General features: G+C 66.8%; 14 protein-coding genes. 7 read left to right on the top strand and 7 right to left on the bottom strand.

Going from position 1 to position 16,609, the window contains the following annotated elements; genetic code table 11:
- Nucleotides 1-174: 174 nt before the first annotated feature.
- A complete protein-coding gene (locus tag G6N66_RS12375) occupies nucleotides 175-1,911 on the top strand; it encodes a PE domain-containing protein (RefSeq protein ID WP_085232132.1) in 1,737 nt (578 codons plus the stop codon).
- 210 nt (nucleotides 1,912-2,121) lie between these two features.
- Nucleotides 2,122-3,792 (top strand): sensor domain-containing diguanylate cyclase, encoded by a 1,671-nt coding sequence (locus G6N66_RS12380; protein WP_232079282.1) that lies wholly within the window; start codon nucleotides 2,122-2,124, stop codon nucleotides 3,790-3,792.
- 4 nt (nucleotides 3,793-3,796) lie between these two features.
- Here the strand turns inward: G6N66_RS12380 and arr are convergent, their stop codons facing one another.
- Nucleotides 3,797-4,225, bottom strand: coding sequence for an NAD(+)--rifampin ADP-ribosyltransferase (arr, locus tag G6N66_RS12385; protein ID WP_085232131.1), 429 nt, complete (start codon nucleotides 4,223-4,225; stop codon nucleotides 3,797-3,799).
- 22 nt (nucleotides 4,226-4,247) lie between these two features.
- Complete coding sequence (locus G6N66_RS12390) at nucleotides 4,248-5,699, bottom strand: aldehyde dehydrogenase family protein (RefSeq protein WP_372515954.1); 1,452 nt, start codon at nucleotides 5,697-5,699, stop codon at nucleotides 4,248-4,250.
- Between the two features lie 179 nt (nucleotides 5,700-5,878).
- Here G6N66_RS12390 and G6N66_RS12395 point away from each other — a divergent pair, with 179 nt between their 5' ends.
- On the top strand, nucleotides 5,879-6,415 hold the full coding sequence (locus tag G6N66_RS12395; RefSeq protein WP_085232129.1) for a hypothetical protein: 537 nt from the start codon (nucleotides 5,879-5,881) through the stop codon (nucleotides 6,413-6,415).
- Between the two features lie 6 nt (nucleotides 6,416-6,421).
- Here G6N66_RS12395 and G6N66_RS12400 read toward each other — a convergent pair whose 3' ends face one another.
- The 3 genes from G6N66_RS12400 to G6N66_RS12410 all read right to left on the bottom strand — a co-directional run bounded on the left by G6N66_RS12400 (nucleotide 6,422) and on the right by G6N66_RS12410 (nucleotide 9,421).
- A complete protein-coding gene (locus tag G6N66_RS12400) occupies nucleotides 6,422-7,378 on the bottom strand; it encodes a dipeptidase (RefSeq protein WP_085232128.1) in 957 nt (318 codons plus the stop codon).
- A complete protein-coding gene (locus G6N66_RS12405; protein WP_085232127.1) occupies nucleotides 7,378-7,755 on the bottom strand; it encodes a hypothetical protein in 378 nt (125 codons plus the stop codon). Before G6N66_RS12405 ends, G6N66_RS12400 begins: the two co-directional genes overlap by 1 nt.
- A gap of 67 nt (nucleotides 7,756-7,822) precedes the next feature.
- Nucleotides 7,823-9,421 carry a PecA family PE domain-processing aspartic protease gene (locus tag G6N66_RS12410; protein ID WP_085232126.1) on the bottom strand — a complete coding sequence of 533 codons (1,599 nt, stop codon included), beginning with the start codon at nucleotides 9,419-9,421 and terminating at the stop codon, nucleotides 7,823-7,825.
- Between the two features lie 229 nt (nucleotides 9,422-9,650).
- Here G6N66_RS12410 and G6N66_RS12415 point away from each other — a divergent pair, with 229 nt between their 5' ends.
- A complete protein-coding gene (locus G6N66_RS12415; protein WP_085232149.1) occupies nucleotides 9,651-12,116 on the top strand; it encodes a SpoIIE family protein phosphatase in 2,466 nt (821 codons plus the stop codon).
- The gene (locus tag G6N66_RS12420) at nucleotides 12,116-12,427 is read left to right on the top strand and encodes an STAS domain-containing protein (RefSeq protein ID WP_085232125.1); all 312 of its coding nucleotides are present in this window, start codon (nucleotides 12,116-12,118) and stop codon (nucleotides 12,425-12,427) included. The genes G6N66_RS12415 and G6N66_RS12420 overlap by 1 nt, the downstream gene beginning before the upstream one ends.
- 58 nt (nucleotides 12,428-12,485) lie before the next feature.
- On the opposite strand, the gene G6N66_RS12425 is transcribed toward G6N66_RS12420, so the two are convergent.
- Nucleotides 12,486-13,196 carry a glycoside hydrolase gene (locus G6N66_RS12425; protein ID WP_085232124.1) on the bottom strand — a complete coding sequence of 237 codons (711 nt, stop codon included), beginning with the start codon at nucleotides 13,194-13,196 and terminating at the stop codon, nucleotides 12,486-12,488.
- A 130-nt stretch (nucleotides 13,197-13,326) separates the two neighbouring features.
- Between G6N66_RS12425 and G6N66_RS12430 the strand changes: the two genes are divergently transcribed.
- Nucleotides 13,327-14,841 (top strand): PecA family PE domain-processing aspartic protease, encoded by a 1,515-nt coding sequence (locus G6N66_RS12430; protein WP_163645827.1) that lies wholly within the window; start codon nucleotides 13,327-13,329, stop codon nucleotides 14,839-14,841.
- On the opposite strand, the gene G6N66_RS12435 is transcribed toward G6N66_RS12430, so the two are convergent.
- On the bottom strand, nucleotides 14,838-15,854 hold the full coding sequence (locus G6N66_RS12435) for a TIGR03617 family F420-dependent LLM class oxidoreductase (protein WP_085236332.1): 1,017 nt from the start codon (nucleotides 15,852-15,854) through the stop codon (nucleotides 14,838-14,840). The genes G6N66_RS12430 and G6N66_RS12435 overlap by 4 nt on opposite strands.
- A 497-nt stretch (nucleotides 15,855-16,351) precedes the next feature.
- Here G6N66_RS12435 and G6N66_RS12440 point away from each other — a divergent pair, with 497 nt between their 5' ends.
- Nucleotides 16,352-16,579, top strand: coding sequence for an MbtH family protein (locus G6N66_RS12440; RefSeq protein WP_085236334.1), 228 nt, complete (start codon nucleotides 16,352-16,354; stop codon nucleotides 16,577-16,579).
- Nucleotides 16,580-16,609: the final 30 nt, after the last annotated feature.

The following is a 16,609-nucleotide window of genomic DNA, read 5'->3' on the forward strand; positions in this document are numbered from 1 at the left end:
GGTCGTCGTCCTTTCTGCTTCGGCTTGTGTGTTCTGCCGACAGCTCACAGGACGAGGCCAGCTACCGATCCCAAATAACGTCGGCCGCTGCGCCTTCATCAAGCTCATGGCATCCAAATACTGAGCGTTGTAGCACATTTTGGGTTGTGCGCCGGTACCGTTCTACTCACGCTCATGTCGACCGTGATCGCAGCACCGGCAATGGTTGCCGCGTCGGCCGCCGACCTGGCCCGCGTCGGGTCGGCCTTGAGCGCTGCCACTGCACTGGCGGCCCGACCCACCACCGCAGTGGTGACGGCCGCCGCGGATGAAGTGTCGGCGGCCATCGCGTCGCTGTTCTCCCGGCACGGTCAGCGATTCCAGGCGCTCAGCGCCCACGCGGCCGCGTTCCATGCCAACTTTGTGCAGGCCCTCGACGGGGCAGCGACCGCCTACAAAGCCGCCGAAGCCGCCAACGCCTCTCCGTTGCAGGCGGTGGTGCGCACCGCCCAGATCCTGGCGCTGTTTTCACCCGTCGCGGCGGCCACCGGGCGCCCGCTGGTCGGCAACGGCGCCAGCGGAACTCCGGGCACCGGACAGGCCGGGAAAGCCGGGGGATGGCTCTATGGAAACGGCGGCGACGGCGGGTCCGGCGCCCAGGGGCAGGCCGGCGGCAACGGCGGAGACGCCGGCCTGATCGGCAACGGCGGCAGGGGCGGTGCCGGCGGTAAGGGCGCGGATGGCGCCACCGGAGGCAACGGTGGTGCCGGCGGGCGCGGCGGACTGTTGTACGGCAACGGCGGCGACGGCGGTGATGGTGGCAAGGGCGGCGACGGCGCCACCGGCGGCGACGGCGGCGTGGGTGGGCTCGGCGGGCAAGGCGCGGCCTTCTTCAGCCACGCGGGCAGCGCGGGCGCCAACGGCCAAGCCGGCACCAGCCTCGGCGACGGTGGTGGCGGTGGTGGCGGCGGCGGGTCGACGTCGGGGGAGTACTCGCCCTACGTCGACATCACGCTCTACCCCGGGCCCAACGGCTACGACTTCGCGGCCGCCGGCCAGGCGGGGGTCAACAACGCCACGCTCGCCTTCATCACCGCCGACCCCAACGGTCAACCGGCCTGGGGCGGCTACACGGCCTACGACATCGCCGGCGGCTCGCAGATCTCCTACATCAACAACCAGATCACCAACATGCACACCGCGGGCATCAACGGGACCATCTCGTTCGGGGGCGCGGCCGGCACGGATCTGTCCGCGGTGCCGGGGCAGACCCCCGCTGCACTAGAGCAGGACTACCTGACCGTCGTAAACACCTACCACATCTACAATCTCGACTTCGATGTGGAAGGCGCGCTGCAGGGCAACACCCAGGCACTGACCACTCAGGCGCAGGCGATCGCCATGTTGCAGGCGGAGGAGGCGGCCGCCGGCACACCCATCACGGTCTCCTACACGCTGCCGGTGCTGCCGACCGGTTTGGTCGAGGGACAGGGCGGCGGATACAACGTCCTGCAGATCGCTAACACCAACGGCGTCACCGTCTCTCGCGTGAACGTCATGGCGATGGACTATTACGATCCGTCGGTCACCGACATGGGAACCGCGGCGATCGACGCCGCGACGGCAACACACACCCAGTTGATGACGCTGTATCCGTCGCTCACCAGCCAGCAGGCCTGGAACCTGGTCGGCGTGACGCCGCTGATCGGAATCAACGATGACCCAAGCGAGATCTTCACCCTCGCCGACGCCCACCAGCTGACCACCTTCGCCCAGCAGAACGGCATCGGTGAACTGTCCATGTGGGAGTTGCCGCGCGACGTCACCGGCACGTTGGGCTCGGTAGACGCCGTCGACGGCAGCGGAATCACCCAGACCCCGTTTGAGTTCTCGCAGATCTTCGAGCAGATCGAGAACGCATCCCAAACCTGACTTCTATTTGAAAAGCGAACGGCACGATATCCCGGCCGTTTATGATGCCGAAGTGTTTGCGGCGAAGGTGCCGACTACATTGCTGCCGGGCGTGAGGCCACGGTGATGCTCGATTCTGCTTCCGGTCAGCCCGCGAATTGGCTCGCCGACGATCCCTCGGCTGAAGTTCATGAATCGATGCGCTTGCGCAAGTTAGATTCCCTTGCGATCTTGGATACGCCGCCCGAACCGGAGTTCGACCAGCTGATCGCGCTGGCGGCGGTCGTGTGTGCGGCACCGGCGGCACTGATGTGCCTAGCCGACGCCGAGCGGCTTTGGTTCAAGTCCGGATATTGTCCCAGCGCGAATTCGCTTGGAGCTGAGGAACTATGCGGCCGTGAGGTGGCCATGGCACCCGCCGGCCCCGTCGACGAACACGTCATCGGCGACGCCCTTTTGGCCGCCTACCCGGAGCTGAGCTTTTATGCCGCGGCGCCGCTGGTAACCACCGACGGCTACGTCGTGGGTGCGCTATGCGTGTTGGACCGACGGCCGCGGACTCTGACTGGGCCTCAAGAAGAACATTTGCGCGATCTGGCTGCCCAGGTGGTGAGCCACTTGGAATGCCGTAGCCGGACCCGGCTGCTCGAATCGGAGCTCAGCGTGAAATCAGCCGAACTGGCCGCGCTGCGCGAACGGCAGCGGGTCCTCGATGGCGTCCTCAACCACACCGACGTCCTGATTTACGCCAAGGATCTCGACGGCCGCTTTCTCATGACCAACCCGGCCGTGGAACGGGCGACCCGGATATTGGACGGCCGACTGATCGGGCACACCGACCACGACTTTTTCGATAAGCAGATAGCCGACGCATATCGCCACAACGACCTGCACATCATCGAGACCAGACAATGGCAGATCTTCGATGAAGACCTCCTTCATGCCGACGGATCTCGGCATACCTACCGTTCGACGAAGTTCCCGCTCCTCGACGAGACAGGCGCGGTGATCGGGATCGGCGGCGTGTCCACCGATGTCACCGAACTCGCCGCGGCCCGAGCGGCGCACGCCGAGGCCGAACAACGGTGGCGAGAGCTGGTCGAACAGTCCTTGATCGCGGTGGCAGTCACCGACAGCGACGGGCTGGTGGTCTACGCGAACCCACAAGCCGCGACCCTCTGTGGTGCCTCGTCGGCCGCCGACATCGAAGGTCGCCCACTCGTGGACTTCGCCGGCCCCGGCACCGAAAATGCGTTGTGCGCCATGATGGAGTCGATCCTGGCGGGCGGGCCGCCAATGTGTGCGCAGCGAGGTCGTCTGCAACAACTCAGCGGTGCCCAGATCGTCGTGGAGTTCAGTGCCACCGCCATCAATTACGGCGGCGGCACGGCGTTACAGCTAGAGGTCCGCGACGTCACCGCCGCCGCCAACGCGCAAGCCGCACTCCGGCATTCGGCCTCAACCGACGCCCTCACGGGTTTGTTGAACCGCCGCGGGTGGGACACAGCCTTGAAGGCGCTGCTCGACCAAGAATCGATCATCGCGTTGATCGATCTGGACAACTTCAAGTCGTACAACGATGCGCACGGGCACAACGCCGGCGACGCGCTGCTTCGAGATTTCGCCGCCGCCGTCCGCTCGGGGCTACGCCAGCATGACGTGTTCGCGCGCTGGGGCGGAGAGGAATTCATCATCGCGCTGCCCGACACCGAAGTCGACCATGCCACCCACCTGCTCGACGGTATCCGCTGCTCCGTCCCGGCGACTCAAACGTGTTCTATCGGTTTCACGACCTGGCGACCCCCCGAGCCGTTCGCCCATGCCCTGACCCGCGCCGACCGCGCCCTGTATCAGGCCAAAAACCAAGGGCGGGACCGGATCGCCGGTGCCGCAGCGCACTGAAGGTTCAGTCGTAAATAACAGCCTTCCCTTGCCGCTCAAGATCGGCCAGCCCGGCCCGCATGGCCCGCAGCTGTTCGGGTGAATGCCCCGCCCAATCCGTCAGCTCACCAACGATTTTCACGGGCTCTCGGGTGCGGAAGGAGTGCGTCGGATTTCCCGGGAACTTCTTGTCGGTCACGTTGGGGTCGTCCTCGAGGGCGCCTAGCGGTTCCACGATGTAGATGCGGCCCGGGCCGTCGCCCGCGGCAAGTTCGGCTCCCCACACCGCGGCATCCAACGTGCGTGTCACGTAGACATGATTTGCGATGCGTCCTGTGCCGTAATTCGCCTGGTGCCCGGGCACGAGCAGATCACCGACGGCAAGATCGGCTTTCGTGCCGTGCAGAAGGGCGCCCGACTCGTGCAACTCAAACGGCTTCGGCCTAGCCGGCACCGAGACCCCCCATCGAATCCGGTCAGTGGCAGATGTAGACCGCCTTGGTGTTGAAGTATTCCTCAATACCCTTCTTGCCGCGCTCGCCACCCCAGCCCGACTGCTTGTGCCCGCAGATGGGCATCGCCGGGTCGGCGCCAAGGGCGCAGTTCACCCAGACCTGGCCCGCGCGAAGCTCATTCGCGACGCGGTGCGCACGCCCGACGTTTTCAGTCCAGATGGCGCCGGCCAAACCGTATTCGGTGTCGTTGGCCGCGGCGAGGACCTCGTCCTCGTCGTCAAACGGGATGACGCTGCCAACCGGCCCGAAGATCTCCTCGCGGATGAGTCGCATGTCGGGCGTCGTGTTCGTCATGATCGTCGCCTCGTAGAAGTAACCCTTGCGGTCCATCCGTTTGCCGCCGGTGATCACCTCGGCACCCTTCGAAACGCCCTCGGCCACAATACCTTCCACGCGCTGGCGCTGCTTCTCGCTGATCAGCGGCCCAAGCACCGAGACGGGATCCTCGCTGCCGCCCATCGGCAGCATTTTGGCGAAAGCGGCCAGCCCCTCCACGACCTGGTCGTAGATGGGGCGCTGGACGTAGATGCGCGACGTGCAGGAACAGTTCTGCCCCGACCCGACCAGCAGGCCCAGGCCCGCGTTCATGATCGCCTTGTCGAGGTTGGCGTCGTCGAACATGATCAGCGGCGACTTGCCGCCGAGCTCGAGGGTCAGCCGCTTGAGGTTGCCCGCCGCGGCCTGCACGATCAGCTTGCCGACCTCCGTCGAACCGGTGAACGAGATCTTGTCGACGTCGGGGTGCGCGGCGAGTGCGGCACCGGTCGTCTCGCCGTAGCCGGTGATGACGTTGAAGACGCCCTCGGGCACTCCCGCCTCGCGGAAGATCTGCTCCATCATTAGCGCGGTGAGCGGGGTCTCCTCGGCGGGCTTGAGGACGCAGCTGCAGCCCGCGGCCAGGGCCGGCGCGGCCTTGAGCATCGCGACGAAGAACGGCCCGTTCCAGGGAATGATCAGCCCGGCGACGCCGATCGGCTCGAGCTGGGTGAAGTTGTGGAAGTTGTCGTAGTGGCCGAGCAGGCCGTCGGTGACGACGTTGCTCGACTCGCCATGGATCTTGCCGACCCAGCCCGCGTAATACAGCAGCATGTCGTTGGCCACCTTGATGATCTGCTGCGCAGCGGTGGCATTCATGCCGTTGTCTTTGGACTCGGCGGCGGCGAGCTCGTCGAGGCGTTCCTTGATGATGGCGTTGGCGCGGAAGAGGATCTCGGCGCGCTGCTGGTGGGGCAGTTTGCGCCACACGCCCGACTCGAACGTCTCCCGGGCCCGGGCCACTGCCGCGTCCACGGCGGCCTGGTCGGAGTCGGGCACCTCCGCGATCTGCTCCTCCGTGGACGGGTTGAAGACCGGAACGATGCCCGAGCTGCGGCCTTCGACCGCAGGATCGGTGTCGATGGCGTTACTCACTATCCTTCATCCTTTCGTCGAGCCCCCTCTGACATGAAGAAGCGCGGGTAACCAACCCGGAGATTACGCGCTTAACTAGGCAGGCGTCCAGTGGTCCGGGACCCGTTTGACGGCCCGATTGTGGGCCGTGCCGGGCGCGACCACCGCGGTTTACCCTGAAGAGAAATTAGGAAAGGTGCGCGATGCTCGCAGCGTTCGGATTTGAAGCCATGGGTGTAGTCGTCGGGGACATGTATTTCGTCGATCCCAACCCGCTCGAAGGCCAAGAAACCCCGGAACGAGGCGTCAGACTGGAACTTCGCCTCGTGGACCGGGACGAGCCGCAGGGGTCGATCTACGCGGGTGTCCCAATCGCCTTCACCCGGCCGGTGTGGCGGGTGGACCTCTTCGGGTCCACCGAAAGCCCGCCCGGGACGCTGGACCGGGCCCATCACCACCCCCGGTTCAATGGGTGGGAACCCGGGCGCCGCAACTTCGTCCCCGAGTTGTCCGCAGACCCGGTAGGTTGGCTGGCCGGTCAGCTGGCCGACCCGGCCGCCGTCCTGGACCGGGCCGGTGTCGATCCAGATGCGGTCAGCGACGCCGACAAGCGCGGCCTGGCCGCGGCGGCCCCGGAGATTGTCGCCGCGGTGCAGCGGATGCTCGACGGCGTGCGCGACGGGGACTTGGCACCGTCGCCGCCCGAGCCCGTTGCCGCCGCCCGCACCGGTTGGCTCTGACTTCGACTAGGCGCGCCAAGCCTGTCGAGCCACCCGAAAAAAGTTGCCCCCCAAGGCCGCACGGATGTCCTCGTCGCTCCAGCCACGCCCGACGAGGTGCGTGCCGAGCGTCAGCAACGTCTCGGGCGGCATCCACTGGATCGGTCCCCAACGTGTGTAGCTGTCGTCGAACGAGTGCGGATTGCGCATGAGTTCGTCGATGAAATCGGCTGCGTCGAAAGAGAAGTCACTGCTGATGCCGACGTGGTCGATGCCGATGAGGTCGACGGCGTATTCCAGGTGTCGGGTCATCGCCTCGAGCGTGGGCGTGTTGGGGCCCAAAAAGATACCGACGCCGGTGATGCCGACGACGCCGCCGGTGGCCGCGCAGGCGCGGGCCTGGTCGTCGGTGATGTTGCGCGGGTGATCCCAGATCGCGCGCATGCAGGAATGGCTGTAAACCATTGGGCCGGAGGAGATCTCGCACATATCCAGTCCGGTACGGGCGCTGCAGTGCGAGCCGTCGGGAACGATGCCGACGCGGTTCATCTCGGCGACCATCGAGCGCCCCCACCCGCTGAGGCCGGTGTCGGTGGTATCCAGGCATCCGCTGCCGGCTCGGTTGGCGCGGTTGTAGCTGGGCAGCAGCGTGCGCACCCCGAGGTCGGCCACGACGGCGAGGTTATCGAGGTCGTCGTCGAGCGGACGCGAATCCTCCAGATCGAACACCACCGCGATGCGGCCGCTTCCGGCGATTGCCGCGACGTCGTCGACACTGGCCGCCAGCTGTAGGTCCGGGTGCGCCTCGATCGCGCCCCGGTAGTGGCGCAGCAACGCCAGCGTGTCCGACAGGCTGTGGGGCGCATATCCCGCGTTGACCGAAACGAATGCGCCGCCGGGACGCCGGTAGCGGGCCAGCGGAGCGATATCGGCGTCGGCCTGCAGCGGCAGGCACAGATGCTGGTCCCAGAGCAAAGAATGCATTAGTAGGTCTCGAATGCCGGCAGCTCGTTCCAGCTTGGCCACGTCGTCTCCCAGACGCGGCTGATCCGGCCGTCGATGAACGCGGCGATCAGCACCACCTCGATGCGAGTGGGGTCCTCGTCCGGGCGGCTGGTCGTGATCCATACCCGGCCGGCGACCTTGTCGGCCGCTTCAACCCACGCATCTTCGTCGTACTCGATGGAGTAGGAGATCGGCGTGTCGTAGATCGTGCGGTGGCTTGCGGCGAACGCGTCGAAATCCTGGGTGATGCCGTTGGAGAACATGATGAAGGACGGATCGTAGAACCGGTCGATGGCCGTAGGGTCCTTCTTCACCACCATCTGCTCGAACATCCGACGCAGCACCGCGATGCTCATGGACCCCAGTCTAGGGTTCTCCGCCAGGACGACCGGCAACTACAGCTTGCCCGCCGCGCGTGAAACGTCAGGGCTGATCGAAGATGGTCATCCCGAGGCCGCTGGGGCTGTTCTGGATATACACCGGTGTCAGCAGGAACGGCGCCATCCCGGTATTGAACGCCCCGAAGCTGGACGGGTCGGTCGACGTGACCAACGGGCCGGTCGACGCCGTTGTCGTATACGAATACAGCAGCGTCGCACCGTCACTGGTGTAGACGGAGATGGTTGTCCCGGCCGGCATGGCCTGGCCGAGCGAGAAGGGGCCGATGGTGATCGGGATTGTGTCGCCGCCGTAAATGGCTGCCGGGATGGCTCCATACTGACCACCGGAATCGATCGCCGTGGTAACCGGTTGCGGCGCTCCGCCATTGATCGATACCTCCACGGTGGTCAACGGGGCGCCCGGGACCGACGCGTTGGGAATCGGCGTCAACGGGTTGGGGCCGAACTCCAGGTAACCCGCGGTGGGGCTGGTTGCGTTGATGAGCACACCCTGACTCAGTTGTCCGGGCAGGGCCGCGGTCACCGGGGAGGTGTTGGGGCCCAATGCATTTGGGCCGATACCCAGAATGCCGGTACCGCTATCACCCCAGTTGGTGAAGGGTGGCACGTCGGGGAACACCCACTCGATGGTCGGTAGCTTGGTGATCTCGATCGGGGAAAGGCCTCCGGGGAGCGGGATTTCGATCGGATGCGCCAGGCTCAAGGTGATGCCGCGGAGTGAAAAGAGCGGGACGTCAACGTTGATCGGCGTGGTCGCGATCCCATTTCCGAAATTCACGGTCGTGTTGAACGTGAGGCAGTAATCGGTGATGAAATTCCCCGAGCCGGGTTCGCCGTAGGTCACGTGAGTGAACCCGGTGGGCATGCCGAGGTGCTGGAGTCCGATGTCGGTGACGGGGATGACGAGGCCGGCGGATCCGGTGTCGACGATCACCGACACGCTGCGCCCGCCGTTGACCGAGATATTGACCATCTCGTCGATCGACCCCGAGTTCGTCCCGGTGGTGGACACCTGGTGCAGCGGGACGGTCGCGTTCACCGCCGTCCCGGCGCCGGCCACCCCGTTCTTGCCGGACAGCCAGCCGCCGAGGCCTCCGACACCCCCGACCGCGCCGGCACCGCCGGAGCCCCCAGCACCCCCATTGCCGATCAGCCCCGCGTTACCGCCGCTTCCGCCGGCGAGCCCCGCTGCCGTTTGGGAGTAACCGTTGCCACCGTTGCCGTACAGGATTCCGCCGGGCTTGCCGTTGGGGTGCGCGGCCGTCCCGTTCGCGCCGTCGCCCACGAGCGGGCGCCCGGTCAGCGCCGCGACGGGCGAAAACACGGCCAGGCTCTGAGCGCCCGACGCCTCGGCGGCGGCGTACGCACTCTCCGCCGCGCTCAGGGCCTGCACGAACCGCGCATGAAACGCCGCCGCCCGCGCACTGAGCGCGTGGAACTGCTGGCCGTGACCGGAAAACAGTGACGCGATCGCCGCCGATACCTCATCACCGGCCGCGGCGATCACCCTGGTGGTCCGGGCCGCTGCGGCCGCATTGACCGCGTCGAGCGACGACCCGATGCTCGCCGCATCTTGCGCGGCCGCCGCCACCACCTCGGGTGCGGTGATCAGGTAAGACATCGCCCATAGGTACCACGAGGCGACGGCGCGTTTCTCGGTTTTGGCGGCCGGTTCGCTCGCCGTTCAAGCTTGCGCTTGAGCCCCGAACGGTCGAGGGTCCGATTCCACCAATTAGGTTTGTGGGTATGGGCGTGACAACCGGGTACCCGGGTTCAATGGGCAGGGCTGGCCCGGGCCGGTGAGTGGCGCGAGCGAACAGCTTGACGAACTGGTGGCGGCTCGCGATCAGATGGAACATCTGGTGCGGGTCATCGTCGAGATCGGTTCCGATCTGGACCTGGATGTGACGTTGCGTCGGATCGTCAGTGCGGCGGTGGAACTGAGCGGCGCCCGGTACGGAGCTTTGAAACTGCGTGCCACCGACGCCAGCCCGTCCTCCGTTGTGCGCGCCGGAATCAACGACGACGCGGCGCGGCGGCTCAGTGGTCTGCCAGTAGGAGCGGGTATCCGGATCGACGATCTGACCGCTGATCCCGAAGGCGCCGCGCTGCTCGGTGGCGATCCGCCGATGCGGGCACTCCTCGGCCTACCGATCACCGTGCGCGCGGCCGACTTCGGGAGCCTCTACCTGCTCGACGACCGGCCCGGCCATGTGTTCTCTGACTCGCAGGAGAACGCCGTGCGGGCGTTGGCCACTGCGGCGGCGGCGGCCATCGACAACGCGCGGCTGTTCGTGCGGGAACGTGAATCGGCGAAGTGGACGAAGGCCAGCCGCGAGATCACGACGGCATTGTTGTCCGGCGACCCCCGGACGAGGCCGTTGCAACTCATCGTGAACCGCGCGCTGGAGTTGGCCGGAGCCGAGCAGGCAATCTTGTTGATCCCCAGCGAACCCGATCTGCCCGCCGACCAGGTCGACGCGCTCGTGGTGGCCGCCACGGCAGGCCGCTACTCCTCCGAAGTGATCGGCCGGCAGGTGCCGATGGCCGGCTCCACCACGGGCGGTGTCGCGCGTCGCGGCCTGCCGCTGATTACCGATTCCTTTCAATACCCGATCGAGGGATTCACCGATGTCGGCGAGCGCTCGGCGATCGTCATGCCGCTGATCGCCGACGACGCGGTGCTGGGTGTGATCGCGGTGGCGCGTGACCCGCGGCAGCCGCCGTTCGACAGCGATTACCTCGAACTTGTCAGTGACTTCGCCCGCCACGCGGCGATTGCCTTGGCGCTGGCGGCGGGTCGCGAACATGCGCTCAACCAGGAACTCGCTCAAGCCGACAACGTCGATGACGCGGTGCATACCGCGGCGGAGGAATTGCGTCGGATCTGGCGGGCACGCCGGGTCCTGGCCGTGACCTTCCCCAGCCGCCCTTCCTCCGCTGAGGCAGCGTCCGGGGCACCGCGGCTGGTCTCGGTCGGCGAACCCGCACAGTGGTTCGATCTGCCGCCCCAGACTCGTCAGCTGCTCGGCTCGGTGCGCGCCGGCGACCTGCTGACCCCCAACACCACGCAGCCCGGAACGGCGGCCATCGCGCTGCAGCATCCCGACGGTGTGCTCGTCGTCTGGATCGATCTGGCAGAAGAACGGCCGTTCACCCTCGAGGACCAGACCCGGCTCACCGTGCTGGCCGGTCGCCTCGGCCAGGCGCTGCAGCGGGTGCACCAGGTCGACCAACAGCGCGAAACCGCGCTCGCGCTGCAACACGCCATCCTGGGCCCGGCTGACCTGCCGCACGGGTTCGCGGTGCGCTATCAGGCCGCCGCCCGCCCGTTACAGGTCGGCGGCGACTGGTATGACGTCGTCGAGTTGGAGGACGGCCGGATCGCGTTGATCGTCGGCGACTGTGTCGGCCATGGGCTGGACGCTGCCACCGTGATGGGGCAGCTGCGCAGCGCCTGCCGCGCGCTACTTTTCCAAAATCCAAGTCCCGCAACCGCTCTCGAGTGGCTGGACCGGTTCGCGGCCCGGCTGCCCGGCGCCCAGTGCACCACCGCCGTGTGCGCGGTGCTCAACCGCGAGACCGGTGAACTCGTGTACTCCAGCGCCGGGCACCCGCCGCCGATCGTGGCGCACGCCGACGGGACCACCCGGATACTCGACGATGGCCACACCATCGCTTTGGGCATCCGACCCCACCGGTCGCGCCCCGAAGCCAGCGTGATCCTGCCGGCGCGCGGCTGCCTGGTGCTCTACACCGACGGTCTGGTCGAACGTCGCCGCATACCGCTCGATGACGGCATCGCCCGCGCGGCCGCCTTCGTTCAAGAGGGCCTCGCCGCCCCGCTGGATGACTTGGCGGACCAGATCATGTCCCGTCTCGCCCCCAGCGGCGGCTATCAGGACGACGTGGCGCTCCTCATGTACCGCCACCCCGCCCCGCTGGAGCTGGAGTTTCCCGCCCACGTCAGCCAGGTCGCGACGACCCGGATGGCGTTACGCAGCTGGTTGAAACGAGCCGGGGTGAACGCCGCCGAGACGATGAAGGTGCTGATTGCCGCGGGCGAGGCGGTCGCCAACGCCATCGAACACGGACACCGCAAAAATCCGGACTGCACGATTCGTCTGGACGCGACCGCGCTGGTCGACGAGGTGCAGTTGACCATCGCCGACACCGGCTCGTGGAAGACCCCCCAACCGGCCGTCAACGCCCATCGCGGTCGCGGTATCACCCTCATGCGAGGCCTGATGCACGACGTCACGATCGACCCCGACGCCGCCGGGACAACCGTCCACCTATCCGCGAGGATCACATGATGCCCACCTCGCTCACCCTCGACACCGCACGCTGCAGCGAAGGGAAGCTCACGTTGAGGGCAGCGGGGGAGATCGACCTGAGCAATGTCGACGTATTCGACCAGACCCTCGGCGCTGCCACGGCCGAGGCCGCCGGACGCGGGGAAACCCTCACCGTCGACCTCACCGCGGTGGAGTACCTGGACAGCGCCGCAATCAACGTGCTGTTCACCCGCGCGGACCATATCCGCCTGCTCGCGAATCCACTGCTGATACCCGTTTTCAAAGTCAGCGGCCTGTCCGAGCTGGTCGCCGTCGAATCGGCGGGTTGACGGCCAAAGGCGTTGCTGCGCAGGATTTTTCAGGCAGCGTCCAAACGGCCGTGAACGGTTATTGCGGCGGAGTCGGGGTCATGGAGCCGATGTAGTAGGTTTCGTGCCCGGTCGGGTAGCCGCCGCCGTCGGTGCAGATATGAACGTGGTCGTAGTGGTTGGCGGTTTCGTTCCCAAGGTCGGCCGTCCAACTCCCGGACGTGGGTCCCAGGTAGATCTTCTGCCGCCAGATGACGTGGTTGATGCCCCAACGTTTGGCATTCGCCAGGGCGAAGCCGGCGATTTGGTTGCCGAGTTCGATGCCTTCCGGGCTGTTGTGGTCCGGGATCATCACGTCGATCGCCAATCCGTTGGGATGCCAGGGCAGGGCGTCTTGCCGGTACCCGTAGATGGTCTTGATCTGTGGAAACAACACGCCGATGACACGCGCCGCCCAGATGGTCTTGACCTGCAGCCTGTCTTCGGACGCGACGCCGGCGGACAACGCGACCTGGAACTGTTGGCCGGGGCTGGGCGCGTTGGCGGCCAACGATTCGACCTCGGCGGGACTGGCGACGCGGGGGCCGTTGGCCGGCGCGGGCCCCGGGCTCGGCGGCGGATTGACCTTGGTGGTTTCAACGCGGCTCTGCGGCTGGGGAGGCTGGCCGTGCGACTCGGTGACCTGGGCATAGATCATCGCGGCAGAGACGAGGAGCGAGGCGGCGACCGCGGACCAGGCCCCCCGGCTCTTGACTGACGTGCCTTTGTCTCCAAACAAGCCCACGCACAGTTACTTTAGTGTCGCGTGCGACGCGTGTGGCGAACTTCGTCATCTCTGACGCGCCGGTCCGGCGAGTGGGTCACACAGACGGTGCCGCTGGATACCCTTATCAGCACTCGAATCGTGGTGAAAGGGCGGCGTGTCACTTCTGGTCGTGCTCCCCGAGGTAGTGCAGTCGGCGGCCGCCGAGCTGCGTGACATCGGGGCGGAACTGGGTGCGGCGCGGGTGGTCGCTGCGGCTCCGACGACCGGGCTACCGGCGGCCGGCGCCGACGAGGTATCGGTGGCGGTGGCGGCGCTGTTCACCGGCCACGGTCGGCAGTTCCACACGGTTAGCCTGCAGGCCAGCGCGTTTCACCAACGGTTTGTCCGGGCGCTGCACTCGGGGGCCGGGGCGTACCAGCTCACCGAGGCGCTGGGTGGCCGCCCGCTGATCGGCAACGGCGCCGACGGCGGCCCCGGGCAACCCGGCGGGCCCGGGGGATGGCTCTATGGCAACGGCGGGGCGGGCGGCGCAGGCACGGCGCCGGGAATGGCCGGTGGGCCCGGCGGGGCCGCGGGGCTGATCGGCGACGGGGGCCGCGGGGGCGCCGGCGGCGCAGGCGCGAATGGGGGGGCCGGCGGCCGCGGCGGCTTGTTGTTCGGTCACGGCGGAACCGGTGGCCAGGCCGGCAGCGGCGCGGCGGGCGGCGCCGGCGGTGCCGCGGGATTGATCGGCAACGGCGGCGCGGGGGGTGCCGGCGTGAGCGGGCTTCATGGCGGCCCTGGCGGCAGCGGCGGCGCGCTGCTCGGCCGCACCGGGCCGGTGGGCGCCGGTCCGACGGGCACCGTACCGCTGCAGCTCCTCAGCGGCGCTAACGGCGTCGAGCCAGCGATCAACATCTCCGTCAACGGCGGGCCCAGTGTGCCCGTCGTGGTCGATACCGGATCCGAAGGCCTGGTTATTCCGTTGCGGGACATCGGAATTCTCGGTCTCGGACACCCCACCGGCGTTACCGGCGTCGCCTATGGTTCGGGGATACTTCTGGTCTGCTGCACCTTTCAAACCACGGTGAATTTCGGGAACGGCATCGTCTCCGCGTCGACTAGCGTCAACATTCCGGTTCTGACGATCCCGATCTCGCTTGACGGTGTGCGCTTCATGTTGGCGGGCCAGACCTACGGTTACGCCGACGGCATCTTGGGCATCGGGGCCAACGCGACGGCCCCGGGGCCCAGTAGCGTGACGACCGCGTTGCCGGGCGAGCTCAACCAGGGTGTGCTGTTCAACGAACCCCAGGGCTACCTGCAGTTCGGGCCCAACCCGCTACCCGCCGGGGTGCCGGTGGTCGGAGCACCGTTCACCGCCCTGAACGTATCCATCGACAACGGGCCGATGCACAGCGTTTCCGCCATCATCGACAGCGGCGGCGAGCAAGGCTACCTCCCTTCGTCGATTGGGAGGTCGATCGGGAGCGTGCCGCCGGGCACCACGATCTCGGTCTACACCAGCGACGGGAACACGCTGCTGTACTCGTACACGACAACCGCGGGGAACAGCCCGACGGTGGTATCCGGCGACCAGATGAACACCGGCAACGAGCCCTTCGCGCTGGGACCGGTGTACATCTCGTACAGCCCGAGCGGCGTCGGCGCCACGGTCTTCGACACCTAGCTGGCCGATATGCGTTGAGCGACTTCGCCATATCGCTCGAAGCGTTCAGCATCGGCGAGTGCGTTATACAAGACGATGCGGGTCGCGACTCCTGCGTACTTTGCGACAAGCGCGTCGGCCAAACCATCCCATGTCGACTCGGTGGCGAACACGGCCAGGTGGTCGTCGGTGATCTGGGCCGCCATGCCCTTGAAGTCACCGGCCTTCTGCTTCTCCCGCAGCCGGGCGGTCGTGCCCTCAAACCCAGCCTCGTCCAGGATGAAGGAGTAGTTCGGCGTACTTGCATAGAAACTCATGCTGGCCCGCGCGAGCTCACGCTCGTTGTGGCGTTCTTCGTCGGTGTCGCCGACGATCGTCATGACCGGCACGATGACCGCGAGGTCCGACGGTGACCGATTCGATTTCTGCGCTCCGGCAGCAATATTGGGGACGACGTGGCGCGCCAGGTATCCGGGCTCACCGAGCGGATGGACGTGGACTCCGTCGGCGACCTCGCCCGCCATGCGCAGCATCCACGGATTGACGGCGGCGATGTCGACCTTGGGGTCGGGCGCATCGATGGATCCCGGGCTCCACTGCGGCGTGATGAAGTCCAGGTCGTAGAACTCTCCGTGGTGATCGAGCGTCCCCGTCCGGAACGCGGCGAAACACGCCTTCACGGCGTGCACGTAATCGTGCAGCCGGGGACCCGGACGCTCGAATTGCACGCCGTATCGCCGCACCACGTGCGTGCGCACCTGGGTGCCCAGGCCCAGCCGGAACTTCCCGTTCGTCGCCTCTTGGAGTTCCCATGCCGTCGCAGCTGTGACGAACGGGCTACGCGGAAAGGCGACCGCAACGCCGGTCGAGAGCTCCAGACCGGGCGCCGCCTGAGCTGCCACTGCGGCGTTGAGATAGGCGGTACGGCCGGTTTCGGTGAGCAGGAGGCCAGAAAATCCTGCGGCCTGGGTGCGCCGGGCGGTGTCGCCGATCAGGGCCAGGGGCAGTGGAACGGTCATCACGTCGACATGCACAGTCGAACGGTACATCGTTTAACCACGTTGGCGCACCGCCCATTTGGGGGCGGAAGTGCTCAGTGTGGTGACGGCACCGCCGCGGGTCGTGGTTTCAGGACCAGGCTCACCGCGACCGCGACGACGACAATCCCAGCACAGATCCACCGTGCGGACTGGAATCATGCTGGCGGTCGCGCTCACCCGCGATCCCCCCGGGTGGCCGAGGTCAACGGGGCGCATCGGCCGCGGCAGCCGGCGAGCAAGAAATCCGCAAGAACTTCGCGGTCGTGTCGCAAGCGGCGTGCTGCAACCTGAGTGAAGCCGGCCGCAAAGGTGCGGCCGACCCGCGTCTCTGCAGTCGGCACGGGACCGATAGCAACGCGGAAGGGCCCCGAACTCAAGGTTGCTGGTGTTATGTTGGCGTCGCCGGTCCGTGACCTGCAGACAGCGTTTTACGGTTCCGCGCTCGCCGGTCTGGCCCTTGACCCATCTCGAGTAGGCGGTGAGGAGAACGAGTGAGCATCAATCCGTTCGACGACGACAGCGGTAGCTTCTTCGTCTTGATCAACGACGAAGAGCAACACAGCCTGTGGCCGGTTTTCGCCGATGTTCCGGCCGGGTGGCGGGTGGTCTTCGGCGAAGCGGACCGGGCCGCGTGCCTGGAATACATCGAACAGAACTGGCCCGATATCCGCCCGAAGAGTCTGCGCGAAAGGTTGGCGCAGCCGGGCACCGACTCCTGATCCGTGAGCCGTCGGGTTGGCGGTCGAATG

It is taken from the genome of Mycobacterium conspicuum (genome assembly GCF_010730195.1).
In the GTDB taxonomy this organism is placed as follows: Bacteria; Actinomycetota; Actinomycetes; order Mycobacteriales; family Mycobacteriaceae; genus Mycobacterium; species Mycobacterium conspicuum.

Bases quoted from the DNA above. Each gene is read 5' to 3' on its own strand.
- G6N66_RS12405 (WP_085232127.1), bottom strand. From the start codon at position 7,755: ATGAGCATCGCGGTGCTGCGTCGGATGTTCGAGCAGATGGTGGTGAAG.
- G6N66_RS12415 (WP_085232149.1), top strand. From the start codon at position 9,651: ATGGAACATCTGGTGCGGGTCATCGTCGAGATCGGTTCCGATCTGGAC.
- G6N66_RS12375 (WP_085232132.1), top strand. From the start codon at position 175: ATGTCGACCGTGATCGCAGCACCGGCAATGGTTGCCGCGTCGGCCGCC.
- G6N66_RS12400 (WP_085232128.1), bottom strand. From the start codon at position 7,378: ATGCATTCTTTGCTCTGGGACCAGCATCTGTGCCTGCCGCTGCAGGCC.
- G6N66_RS12395 (WP_085232129.1), top strand. From the start codon at position 5,879: ATGCTCGCAGCGTTCGGATTTGAAGCCATGGGTGTAGTCGTCGGGGAC.
- G6N66_RS12410 (WP_085232126.1), bottom strand. From the start codon at position 9,421: ATGTCTTACCTGATCACCGCACCCGAGGTGGTGGCGGCGGCCGCGCAA.
- G6N66_RS12420 (WP_085232125.1), top strand. From the start codon at position 12,116: ATGCCCACCTCGCTCACCCTCGACACCGCACGCTGCAGCGAAGGGAAG.